Source organism: Phormidesmis priestleyi ULC007 (genome assembly GCF_003003695.1).
GTDB classification, from domain to species: Bacteria; Cyanobacteriota; Cyanobacteriia; order Leptolyngbyales; family Leptolyngbyaceae; genus Phormidesmis_A; species Phormidesmis_A priestleyi_A.
In genome coordinates, this window is record NZ_PVWG01000001.1 from 192666 (window position 1) to 204199 (window position 11534).

Below are 11534 nucleotides of genomic sequence, written 5' to 3' on the forward strand. Positions count from 1 at the left end.
TTCCAATGAAGCGATACTTGTGTAGTTATCTCGTGCCCCTGTTTGTATTGCTTACAGCTTGCACGCCATCAAAAACGCCACCAGAGGCTGCCCCTCCCCTGAAAGCAGTCACCCTTGACAACAGCGTAAAGATCATCGCAGGGCAAACGGTCTATGTTCCCATTTACTCACATATCTATACGTGGGAGCAGAGCCGAACAATCGACTTAACCGCTACATTAAGTGTTCGCAATGCTGACCTGACCCACCCAATTATTGTTGCTTCTGTAAATTACTACGATAGTAGCGGTAAGCCTGTCCGCAAATATTTAGAGCAACCCGTAGAACTTGAACCGTTGGCTTCGACCAGTTTTGTAGTGAATCAAGAAGACACTAGAGGCGGATCAGGAGCCGCTTTTGTTGTGGAATGGGTGACTCAAAAAGAAGTTTCTGTGCCCGTAATAGAGTCAGTCATGATCAATACCAGTACCAATCAGGGAATCTCCTTTGTTAGCCCTGGACGAGTGATCAAAAGTCGGGTAAGTAGCAAGTAAGAGCATTCTAAATTTAGGATAGGTGCCCTTATTTGGCGTGATCGGCCTATTGAGTTATCAGCACGGAGACGCGATTAGCGTCAAGCGCAACTCCGCCGGAACCGCACAAACAATTCTCTAACGTGAAAGCCAGAAACTGTGATTCTGTTTTCTTGTTTTCTCCAGGAGGTAGATTATGACCGCGACTCAATCTCATCAATCTCAACTTGAATCCTGCATTGAAGCCTGTCTCGATTGTCTGCGTGAATGTGAAAACTGCGCCACTGCTTGCCTCGATAGCGAGATGATAGAAATGATGGCTCACTGTATCAAGACCTGTCGTGACTGTGCCGATACCTGCGATATTTGCGCTCGGTTTATGGCTCGAAATTCCGATCTCCATGCTCAATTGTGTGGCGTTTGTGCAGAAGCGTGCGGTGCCTTCGGCTCTCGCTTTGCGAGTTCGCTGTGCGGCTGAGTGTGCAAAACACGATTATGACCCCTGCCAGCGGTGTGCTGAGGCTTGCCATCGTTGTGCCGAGTCCTGTCGTCAAATGGCAACGGCTTAATGGCGACCTAAAACGGTTTTGCGCTGCCGAGGCTGTCTCTCAAACATAGAGACGGCCTCTTCTCAGTTTTTAGGAGAATTTTTATGCGGTTCCTGCACTAATCGCTTGACTCTCCAGTGGGCTAGACAGTTCAGAATGGAGTCAATCACAAAGTCACCTCAAGGAAGCTCTTATCTCATGACCCTACAACTCACAGTTCCCAACATGGCTTGTTCTGCTTGCAGCGACACGATTACTAATGCTGTTAAATCGCTTGATTCTAATGCCAAAGTCAACGCTGACCCCAAAACGAAGATCGTCAGCATCGAAACGCAAGCCACAGAAGCAGATGTGAAACAAGTGATTACCGCCGCAGGCTATACCGTTGCCTAATCTTACGCGACGTGCAACTTTCCTAAAACCGCTCAAAAGCAACCCTCACCCTAGCTCTCTCCCACAGGAGAGGGAACTAGAAAGTATCTGAAAGCCCTTCGTCTCCCTGGGAAGAAGGGTTGCGAGGGCTTCGCCCCCCTTCGTGAGGAGGGTTCTGAGTCGCACATCGCGTTAATTTTCCTACCCTTCATTCCTTCTCTAACCGATGGAAACCAACACCCTAAAATTAAGCGGCATGAGTTGTGCCTCGTGCGCTCATAGCGTTGAAGATGCGATTCGATCGGTTCCCGGTGTCGCTGAAGTTAACGTCAATTTTGGAGCTGAACAAGCCACTCTTCAGTACGATTCTAAGCAGACAAACTTGGAGCAGATTCAACACGCGATCGTTGACGCTGGATACAGTTCCTACTCGCTGCAAGACCAAGAGTTTATCACCGACGAAACTGAAGCTGAGAAAACAGCCCGATCGCGAGAATTTCGTCACTTACGCAATAAAGTCATTGTCGCGGGTGTGATCAGTGCGGTTCTAGTCATTGGTTCATTCCCGATGATGCTAGGGTTGCCGATTCCATTCATTCCCGCATGGCTCCACAATTCCTGGTTACAACTCGCTCTTTCAACAGCCGTATTATTTTGGTGCGGTCGAGAGTTTTTCATGAATGCTTGGAAAGCCTTCAAGCGGCACACGGCAACGATGGATACTTTGGTTTCACTGGGCACGGGATCGGCTTATCTGTATTCGATCGTAGCGACGGTGATTCCTGGCTTTTTTATCGCTCAAGGACTTAATGCTGATGTCTACTACGAAGCGGCAAATGTGATTATCACGCTGATTTTGCTCGGTCGTTTGCTCGAAATGCGGGCACGAGGACAAACGTCAGACGCGATTCGGAAACTGATCGGGTTACAAGCGCGTGATGCCCGAATTATGCGGAACGGGCAAGAACTCGAAGTGCCGATTCAAGAAGTTCAGATCGGTGATGTGGTGATGGTGCGTCCGGGTGAAAAGATTCCGGTGGATGGTGAAGTGGTGGAAGGGACTTCAACGATCGATGAATCGATGGTGACAGGCGAGAGTATGCCGACCAAAAAGCAGCCTGGAGATGAAGTCATTGGCGCAACAATGAACAAAACTGGCAGCTTTCGATTTCGAGCGACTCGTGTGGGCAAAGATACCGTTCTGGCGCAGATTGTTCAACTCGTACAGCAAGCGCAAGGATCAAAAGCGCCGATTCAGCGATTAGCCGATCAAGTCACAGGTTGGTTTGTGCCTGTAGTGATTGCCATTGCGATCGCAACCTTCGTCATCTGGTTCAATGTTATGGGCAATGTGACGTTAGCTTTAATTACAACTGTTGGCGTGTTAATCATTGCGTGTCCTTGTGCATTGGGACTGGCAACCCCCACTTCTGTAATGGTCGGGACTGGCAAAGGCGCGGAGAACGGCATTTTGATTAAGGGAGCCGAAAGTCTAGAACTCGCCCATCAGATCGAAACGATCGTCTTCGACAAAACCGGAACCATCACCGAAGGCAAACCGACCGTTATTGATTTTGTGACCACCGTAGGCAGCGCAAACGAACTGAAATTATTAGGTCTTGCTGCTTCTGTAGAACGCAATTCCGAGCATCCATTAGCCGAAGCCGTGGTGCGATATGCTCAATCTCAGGAAGTAACTTTGGACGATGTACAGCACTTTGAAGCCATCGCAGGTAGCGGCGTTGAGGGAACCGTTTCTAACCATTTTGTTCAAATTGGAACGCAACGATGGTTGAACGAACTGGGTATCAATACTACCCCTCTCGAAACTGAGAAAAGCCGATTAGAGTCGCTTGGAAAAACAGTGGTGCTGATTGCGATCGATCGTCAACTTCAAGGGTTAATGGGCATTTCTGATGCGCTCAAACCGTCTTCTGCTCAGGCAGTTCGCGCATTGCAACGTTTGGGCCTCGACGTGGTGATGTTGACCGGAGATAATCAGCAAACGGCAGACGCGATCGCCCGTGAAGTCGGGATTCAAACCGTAATTGCCGAAGTCCGACCGGAGCAAAAAGCAGCCGTGATTGAATCGATCCAGAGCGGCAAGTTTGGCAAACCGTCAATGACTCAGACAAAATTTCGCCATACTCAATCAACGATCGTGGCGATGGTCGGAGACGGGATTAATGATGCGCCTGCATTAGCTCAAGCCGATGTGGGTATTGCGATCGGAACGGGAACCGATGTCGCGATCGCAGCCAGCGACATTACCTTAATCTCTGGCGATCTTCAAAGTATTGTGACTGCAATTCAACTCAGCCGTGCCACCATGACGAATATTCGTCAAAATCTTTTCTTTGCGTTTATCTACAATGCATTAGGTATTCCGATCGCAGCAGGCATTCTCTTTCCAGTCTTTGGCTGGTTACTCAACCCAATCATCGCAGGTGGTGCAATGGCGTTTAGCTCAGTGTCAGTTCTTACGAATGCGCTCAGGTTGCGGAACTTTAAGCCCAAAGTAATTTAAGGAGAAACAATGACGCAGAAATACTGGATTGTTAGAAGTTTGGCTTTTGGGTTGATGCTAGGCATCTCAGGCAAAGCGGTTGCCCAAATGCCGCACGACGAAATGCAACCCTCTGGAGCCGAGCAACCCACTCAGTTTCAACGCATCGACCAACCGCTTTGGCTCAAAAGTGCGGTGACAGCAGGCGGAATCGGATTGATTGGCGTAGAACTCTGGTGGTTTTTGTTCAGTCAGTCTAAGTCTCGCAAAGCCGACACGAACCAGGGCATCCAGGAAGCTACAATCACAGTGGATGGCGGCTATGAACCCAATCGCATTGTGGTCAGTGTTGGGCAACCTGTGCGACTGAACTTCGATCGCCGCGATCCGTCTAGTTGTCTCGAAGCCGTGCGAATTCCTGACTTTCACATCGCAAAAGACCTGCCACTCAACCAAGTGACCGCGATCGAGTTCACGCCCACCCAACCCGGAGAGTATCCATTCACCTGTGGCATGAATATGTTTCACGGCATGATTGAAGTGCAGGGAACAAAACGTTTAGAAGCGACGGCTCAAAATCTTGTTTCACAAAGGAGTTAATCATGTTTGTTCAGAATGAATCGAAACTGATTGGTTCTGTCGCCAAAGAAAGCGGTATCCCGATCAAAACGATTCGCTACTACGAGGAGCTAGGGTTATTGAAGACAATGGGCAGAACCGAGGGCGGCTATCGATTGTTCAGCGCTGATGTGTTTACCCGCTTAAATTTCATCAAGCGTGCCCAGAACTTAGGCATGAGTTTGTCAGAAATCAGAGAGTTTTTGGAGGTTCACGATCAAGGTGATTTGCCGTGTGACCAGGTTCAAGAAAAGCTGAGAGATAAATTGGTGGACATCGATCGACAAATTCAGCAACTCCAAATTCTCAAGCAAGAGTTAGAAAGGCTTTTGGTGAGAGGGCAGGTCTTACCTGAAAATTCTGCGGCAACGATTTGTCCAATCATTGAGCAAATTTGAGCAACTTCAAAGACCTTCTGCATGAATCCAACCTGCTTTCTACAATAGGAAGACGGTCTGCCAAAATCTAATTGTGAAAAAACGAGTCACGCTAACTTTCCCAAAACGATCGGTGCAGATGCCTGTCACTTACCGATTGGCAAAAGATTATAACGTCGCGGCCAATATCATTCGGGCGCAGGTGGCTCCTAATCAAATCGGGAAGCTGGTTGTCGAGTTATCGGGTGATATTGATCAGTTAGATGCTGCGCTGGAGTGGATGCGATCGCAAGATATCGGCGTGTCTTTTGCAAGTCGTGAAATCATGATCGATGAAGTGGCTTGTGTCGATTGTGGCTTGTGTACAGGAGTGTGCCCGACTGAGGCGCTGACGTTAGATCCGCAGTCGTTTAAGTTGACCTTTACGCGATCGCGCTGCATTGTCTGCGAACAGTGCATTCCTACCTGTCCAGTTCAGGCGATTTCAACAAACTTTTGAGCGAACGATCGAATGGGCAAGATATCGCTGCAAAATAGTAGATGAATCCCATTGGCAATATTTTTTCTGTGCAGACCTCCCACCCTCAAAATCCTTTTCTCGAAGTTGGCAAAATCGTCTCGACCCAAGGGTTAAAGGGCGAGGTGCGGGTTTATCCTGATTCAGACTTTCCTCAACGATTTGTAGAGCCGGGAAAACGCTGGATTTTGCGATTGAACGCCACTCAACCCGAAGAAATCCAACTCGTCAAAGGTCGCTATCTAGACGGCAAAGGCTTATACATTGTCCAGTTTGCCGGAGTCGAGACCTGCGAACAAGCAGAGGCTCTGCGGGGCAGCAAAATTTTAGTCTTAGCCAGCGATCGACCCGAATTAGAAGCGGGTGAGTTTCACGTTGCTGATTTGATTGGGCTGCAAGTATTTGATCAGGCGACTCAAGAACGGGTTGGAACAGTCGTTGATATTTTGTCAGCCGGAAATGATTTGCTAGAAGTGCAGCGAGAAAATTCGGAGAGTCGGGTTTTGATTCCGTTTGTGATGGCGATCGTGCCGATCGTTGACCTCAAACAAAACCGGGTAGAGATTACACCTCCACCCGGCTTAATTGAATAACGTCAGTTCGATGAGTTCTTTCGCTTCGTTCTTCAGCGCTTCAGCCCCCTAAATCCCCCAAAATTGGGGGGCTTTGAACCTCAATTCTGGGGGATTTAGGGGGCAGCCCGGATTGGCAACCGCAGCGAAAAGCTTCATCGAATTCACGTTGAATAAGGTTTCATTCTTGCATGAGTGGGCAAGATGCCACCCCACAAAACTTGAGACTATTCGCCTGTGATCGATAATTCGTCTACCCAGACTCTAGGCGCAACCCCAGACCCCGTAAACTCCAGCTCCTTCTCAACATAGATAACCGACTTGAGAACTTCGCGAATATCACCTGCCACCGTCGCAGATTCAACACTGGTGCGCTTGCCGTTTTGCACCAGCCAACCATCAAACGGCAGTGAAAATGAACCTTGTGTCGCCTGAACCCCAGCATGAAGGGCACTCAAATCATCAATCAAAATCACATTATCAGCCGTGTCTAAGCTGTAGTCTTGCTCGGCAGATTCCCCGGCAAAGATGTGATAGAAGTGAGGACTCACCGTGATCTTAGACCCCATATTGGCATGCCCCGTGGGTTGAGCATTCAGGCGTTTAGCCGTGCCAGAACTGTGCAAGAAGCCCGACAACACGCCGTTGGTGATCAGAGCAACGCGACGAGTCGGAGTGCCTTCTCCGTCAAAGGTTTCTGCGCCGACGTTTTCGGGGTGCAGCGCGTCATCGCAGAGACAGAGCAGCGGTGAGGCAATCTGCGTTCCCAGCGATTCGGGGGTGGAGAGACTCTGGTTATCGAGAATGCTCTGAGCGTTAAACAAGTTAGAAAACGCACCAATCAAACTGAGAATTGCTTCAGGCGAAAAAACGACACGATATTTACCCGTTTTCACCTTGTCGTAATTGAGGTGACTGATGGTTTTCTCGGCCGCTTCTTTAAGACAGCCGTTGATATCTAACTCGTCTAACCCATGACTGACGCGAAACGCACCTGCGCTGCGAGGCTTTCTGCCTTCTTCCTCAGTTTTGGTGTAGAGGTAGAGTGAGGCAAACGAATGCCCTTCATTGCGGACAGCCCCTTCGCTGTTGAGATAAAAGCGATCGATATCTCGCTGCGCCAGCCCGTTATAAGGAACGCCTTTAATCGCCGGATGTGCCGCCAGCAATTCTTTTTCTGCCTCGACCAGCGTTTCTAGCAGTTTAGAAACGGGCGCTTGAGGATTCTTTGCTTCAGCATGGGGCGCTGTGGGATCTGTCGCTTCAGGACTGAATTCCGGCACGTTTTCCTTCACGCCAAAAAAGCTGGCTTCGTGAGCCGTTTTTAAGGCGAGTTCTAGCCCGATCGGGTCAACATCCGTCGTCGAAGTTACCCCAACAGAATGCTCATCGTTCCACACGCGAACCGTAACGCTCGATCGCTGGGATGCCTTCATCTGCTGCGGTTCGCCTTGATCGACCTGGACGCTGGTTTCGTCGATCGCCGACCCATAAATATCGTATTTTTTGATGCCCAACTTGTGAGCCGTATCTTTTGCGTAGGATGCAATGTCGTCAATTTTAGGCATGAGAATTATTTGTGTTAAGGAGCAATATTGCGAGACATTCCACCGGAACGTCCCTGCTAGAAGAGGGTGCAAGAAAGGCGTTGCTGCATCGAAGTTTGATCTGTCAAGGTTGTAAATCCTCTCGCCCCCTAGCCCCAATTCTGGGGGACTTTGAGTAGATCTAATTCCCCCAGAATTGGGGCTAGGGGGCGTATTCATTCCTTGATTCTGCAACGCTAAATTATCGTCCGCCGACTGTGATCGAATCGACTTTGATGTGGGGCTGTCCGACTGTGACGTAAACGCTGCCGCTCACAGAACCACAGAACCCAGCCGCTAATCCTAAATCGTTGGAACACATAGAGATTTTGTTCATGATTTCGGTGGCTTCACCAATTAGAGTTGCGCCTTTGAGCGGCTTGGTGAGTTTGCCATTCTCGATTAAGTAAGCTTCGTCTACCGCAAAGTTAAATTGTCCGGTTGCGCCAACGCTGCCGCCGCCCATCTTTTTGCAATAGATGCCTTTGTCGATCGAGGCAAACAGTTCTTCAACCGAGTAGTCACCGGGTGCGATATAGGTGTTCCGCATCCGACTCGCAGCAGCATAGGTGTAGCCTTGACGACGACCGCTGCCCGTGCGAGGGTTGCCCGTGCGGACAGAACCCGCGCGATCGGCGATAAAGTTCTTCAAAATCCCGTTTTCGATCAGCAGGGTGCGCTGCGCGGGCATTCCCTCGTCGTCCATGTCGATCGTGCCAAATGCGTCGCTAGTCAATCCTTCATCCCAAGCGGTGAGATTTTCGTGAGCAATCTTTTCGCCTTTCTTATCAGCAAACGGCGTGGTTTTGCGCTCGATTTGCGTCGTTTCGAGTAAGTGACCACAGGCTTCGTGAAAGATTACGCCGCCAAACTCATTGGCCATGACGACTGGATAGTTGCCCGACTCTACATAGTCTGCATACAGCATCTTCGAGGCAGAATCAGCCACTTCTTCAGCATCTTTGCCATAGTTCCAGGTTCTTAAGAAACCGGGTTCGCTGGTGCTGCCGACTCGCTTGTTGATCGACGATCGTTGAGCGCCGTCAGCACACAGCAGGCTATACCCGACGGATTGCGATAAGCGAATGTCTCGCGCAAACGTGCCATCGCTAGAGGCAACCAAAACTTCTTGCCAATCTCGGAAGTAGACCGCGCGACGAGACTGCACAAACTGGGCTTGGGTCGCTAACTCACCGTTTGCTGCCAGCAAGACATCACCCATTTCACGCATTGAGCTACAGTCAGCCAACCATGATTCTTTGCCCTTTTTAACGGCGTAGTCTCTCAGCAATTCCAGGTTGATTTCTGGCACATAAGAATTGGGGGCAGGAAGCTGCAAACCCATGATCGATAAGCCTTTCTCAAGGGCAGCTTTCAGACCGTTGAACGATAAATCGTTGGTGCTGACATAGCAATCGGCTTTGCCGCGAAACACTCGCACCCCAGCACCCGTCGAGAGGCGAGGCGAAATGCTGGTGATCGCGTCGTCTTCTGCCATGCAGCTAATATAGTTAACGCGCTCTAGAAAAAACTCAATAAAATCGGCACCTGCTGCACGTCCCCATCCCAAAAGAGTGGATAGCGGAGCCTCCCAAGTTTCATCGAAACGATCGGGCGTAGACTGATAGGTCAAACGGGGCAGTTCTTTTGAGATTAATAAAATGGGGGATTGCATGGGAAGCCTCTCTGCTAGGACTGTTGAGACAGTGGTTCACTTATTGTAACTTGCAGGGCTGAGAGGGGTAAGGCGGAATCCCGTATCTCTGGGTTTGGGGGCCTGAAAAAATCTTTTTGGTTGGGGTGCATAACCCGATCGAGCTATCCCTATGAGTGAGTGTAAGAGGTTAACGCCTCACAAACACACTCACCTCAAGGAGAAATGCAATGAAACTCGTCAAACTCTCTAGCTCTCTAGTTCTCGCCTCTGCTTTGTTCACTTCTTTGCTTCCGGTTAGCGCTGTACGCGCAGATGACAACTCGGCTCTGTTTGGTCAACTGGCGGGCAAGATTCAGTGCAGCGACGTGGGGTTAGGCTCTAACACTCAAAACAATCGCGGTAGCTCTAGCTCTGCTCGCAACAACTCCACTTCTAGCAACAACTCAGCGTCGGGCAAAAATGCCAGCAGTCAGTCGAGCAACAGCAGTAACAAAGATGGCGGTGGCGGTGGCTTTAACATCCTCGGCATCTTTGGTGCAAGTGGTGGTGGTCAAGCTCAGAGCAGTGATTCTAGCGCTTCTAACAACTCTAGCTCTTACAATCGTGGTAACGCCTCCAATCAAGCTAGTGCATCACGCCAATCTAGTTCTTACAACCGCGATTCTTCTACAGTAGTGGTTGGTAAAGATTGCGATTCTAACAACGCTGCTGCCGCAGTGGTGATTACAACGTTGGACACTAATAAAACTGCGAAAGAGATGAATTCTGAGAACAACACAACCTCGCGTTATGGAATCGATGCTCAAATCAAAATCAACGATAGTAACAACAAAACTGCTGTTGATTTGTTTAACGCTCAACGCCGATCGGGTGCTGTCAACAATCTGACTCAATGGTATACACCGCAACACTAAAAAATTGTGAGATTTGAATTAGAAACTACTCAAATCTCGTCCTGATATCCGCTCACTGTTTGTAAGTAGGAGTACCGCCTTGAGTACTCCTATTTTCTTGTTGTAATGCCTATTCTAAAAATAATTGCGGCATTGCTGAATAAAGGGATGATTGTGGTAAGGGCAATCCCCCCGTGGTTGCCCTCCGTCAGGGGTAGGCACGGGGGCGCTACCCCTACAGCTATTTCATCCCCTCATTCTAAAGCGCGACAATTGCGATCGCGTCCTCGTGTGAATTTGTAGGGTTCATAAATCAAATGGGTATGGAATCATTGATTTTCTATAAACCTGCATAAACCTCAAATCTGCTCCCTATTAATGAGGTGTAAGGGTTACAGCCCACCCCAATCAAAGGAGACCCCCGATGAACGTTCGCACTCTGTTAAATCTGGCTTTGTTGCTCTCTGTTTCCACTCCCGTTGCTCTGCCTGCGGTTGCCTCTGAAGCCATCGTCAGCACCTCTACCACCACGACTACGACCACTCGCCAGGGTTCGATGATTCCGCAAACGGCGGGTGTGGTGATCAAGCTTCCGGCGGCTGTAACGGTTGATGTGGGGCAAAAGCAAGACTATCCGATGACGGTGCCCCTCGCACAGCCGTTGCTGGATTTGCAAGGCAATGAAGTCGTACCCATGAATACGCCTGTTACGATCAAGCTCAAGCCAGAAAACGGCGGCGCAAAAATTGTGGCAGAATCCATTGTGGTTAGAGGTCAGATTGTGGCAATTCAAGCCGCGAGTGCGGTGATTCCGGGTAACACGATTACGCAGCAGAGCGGTGCCGATCGCGCTCGTGAAAATAGCGGTGTATTGGGTAATCTATTTGGGGCGGTGATGGGGGCAACGGCTCCCGAATCACGTAAAGCTTCTGCTTTTGATCAAGGCGGGATGATTGGTGGCGCGATCGGCATTCTCAGTGGCATGACATCGCCTAAAAATATTCGGATTGTGCAGCTTCCTGCCGATAGTGTATATGTGTTGACACTACAAGCGCCGATTTCACTGCCCACGATCGCCGCTGCTCCCCAAACCGAATCTGTTCAATCTAGCGCTAGTCAGCCTCAGTTTGATTTTCACAACATTATGGACTATAGCAAAGGCTTAGAGCAGGTGATCAACGGGTTTAAACAAGGGCAACTTTCTCAAGCCGAAGCTCGTCGTGTTGTAGTTAGTGCTGACCAATATGCAACCACCAAGCTGACTTCAAAACTTTATCCTCCGGCAGGTCTGCGTCGCCAGGTTGCTCAATTGTTTGACTACACTTATGGCATCGATCGTAAGTAAATCCCATCCTTCGTCCCTTGTCCCTCTGACT

The 11534-nt window shown here is 49.5% G+C and carries 13 protein-coding genes; 11 read left to right on the forward strand and 2 right to left on the reverse strand.

Annotation, left to right across the window (positions count from 1 at the left end; genetic code table 11):
* The first annotated feature begins 5 nt into the window (after nucleotides 1-5).
* The 9 genes from C7B65_RS00860 (at nucleotide 6) to rimM (ending at nucleotide 6043) form a co-directional block, all read left to right on the forward strand.
* Nucleotides 6-533: a DUF3124 domain-containing protein gene (locus tag C7B65_RS00860; protein ID WP_073069021.1), complete on the forward strand. Its 528-nt coding sequence runs from the start codon at nucleotides 6-8 to the stop codon at nucleotides 531-533.
* Between the two features lie 175 nt (nucleotides 534-708).
* The gene (locus C7B65_RS00865) at nucleotides 709-990 is read left to right on the forward strand and encodes a four-helix bundle copper-binding protein (protein ID WP_223257252.1); all 282 of its coding nucleotides are present in this window, start codon (nucleotides 709-711) and stop codon (nucleotides 988-990) included.
* A complete protein-coding gene (locus tag C7B65_RS29820) occupies nucleotides 914-1081 on the forward strand; it encodes a four-helix bundle copper-binding protein (protein ID WP_483407031.1) in 168 nt (55 codons plus the stop codon). Before C7B65_RS00865 ends, C7B65_RS29820 begins: the two co-directional genes overlap by 77 nt.
* A 177-nt stretch (nucleotides 1082-1258) precedes the next feature.
* Nucleotides 1259-1453 (forward strand): heavy-metal-associated domain-containing protein, encoded by a 195-nt coding sequence (locus tag C7B65_RS00870; RefSeq protein ID WP_073069280.1) that lies wholly within the window; start codon nucleotides 1259-1261, stop codon nucleotides 1451-1453.
* Nucleotides 1454-1658: 205 nt separating this feature from the next.
* A complete protein-coding gene (locus C7B65_RS00875) occupies nucleotides 1659-3959 on the forward strand; it encodes a heavy metal translocating P-type ATPase (RefSeq protein ID WP_073069022.1) in 2301 nt (766 codons plus the stop codon).
* Between the two features lie 9 nt (nucleotides 3960-3968).
* Nucleotides 3969-4538, forward strand: a complete 570-nt coding sequence (locus C7B65_RS00880; protein WP_073069023.1) for a cupredoxin domain-containing protein — start codon at nucleotides 3969-3971, stop codon at nucleotides 4536-4538.
* 2 nt (nucleotides 4539-4540) lie between these two features.
* The gene (locus C7B65_RS00885) at nucleotides 4541-4954 is read left to right on the forward strand and encodes a heavy metal-responsive transcriptional regulator (protein WP_073069024.1); all 414 of its coding nucleotides are present in this window, start codon (nucleotides 4541-4543) and stop codon (nucleotides 4952-4954) included.
* Between the two features lie 73 nt (nucleotides 4955-5027).
* A complete protein-coding gene (locus tag C7B65_RS00890; protein ID WP_073069025.1) occupies nucleotides 5028-5432 on the forward strand; it encodes an NIL domain-containing protein in 405 nt (134 codons plus the stop codon).
* A 41-nt stretch (nucleotides 5433-5473) separates the two neighbouring features.
* Nucleotides 5474-6043 carry a ribosome maturation factor RimM gene (gene rimM, locus C7B65_RS00895; protein WP_073069026.1) on the forward strand — a complete coding sequence of 190 codons (570 nt, stop codon included), beginning with the start codon at nucleotides 5474-5476 and terminating at the stop codon, nucleotides 6041-6043.
* Nucleotides 6044-6249: 206 nt separating this feature from the next.
* On the opposite strand, the gene C7B65_RS00900 is transcribed toward rimM, so the two are convergent.
* Both C7B65_RS00900 and C7B65_RS00905 read right to left on the reverse strand, forming a co-directional pair.
* A complete protein-coding gene (locus C7B65_RS00900) occupies nucleotides 6250-7590 on the reverse strand; it encodes a TldD/PmbA family protein (RefSeq protein WP_073069027.1) in 1341 nt (446 codons plus the stop codon).
* 220 nt (nucleotides 7591-7810) lie between these two features.
* Nucleotides 7811-9283 carry a TldD/PmbA family protein gene (locus tag C7B65_RS00905; RefSeq protein WP_073069028.1) on the reverse strand — a complete coding sequence of 491 codons (1473 nt, stop codon included), beginning with the start codon at nucleotides 9281-9283 and terminating at the stop codon, nucleotides 7811-7813.
* 209 nt (nucleotides 9284-9492) lie between these two features.
* On the opposite strand from C7B65_RS00905, the gene C7B65_RS00910 reads away from it, so the two are divergent.
* Nucleotides 9493-10179 carry a hypothetical protein gene (locus tag C7B65_RS00910; protein WP_073069029.1) on the forward strand — a complete coding sequence of 229 codons (687 nt, stop codon included), beginning with the start codon at nucleotides 9493-9495 and terminating at the stop codon, nucleotides 10177-10179.
* 403 nt (nucleotides 10180-10582) lie between these two features.
* Complete coding sequence (locus C7B65_RS00915) at nucleotides 10583-11503, forward strand: hypothetical protein (RefSeq protein WP_073069030.1); 921 nt, start codon at nucleotides 10583-10585, stop codon at nucleotides 11501-11503.
* Nucleotides 11504-11534: the final 31 nt, after the last annotated feature.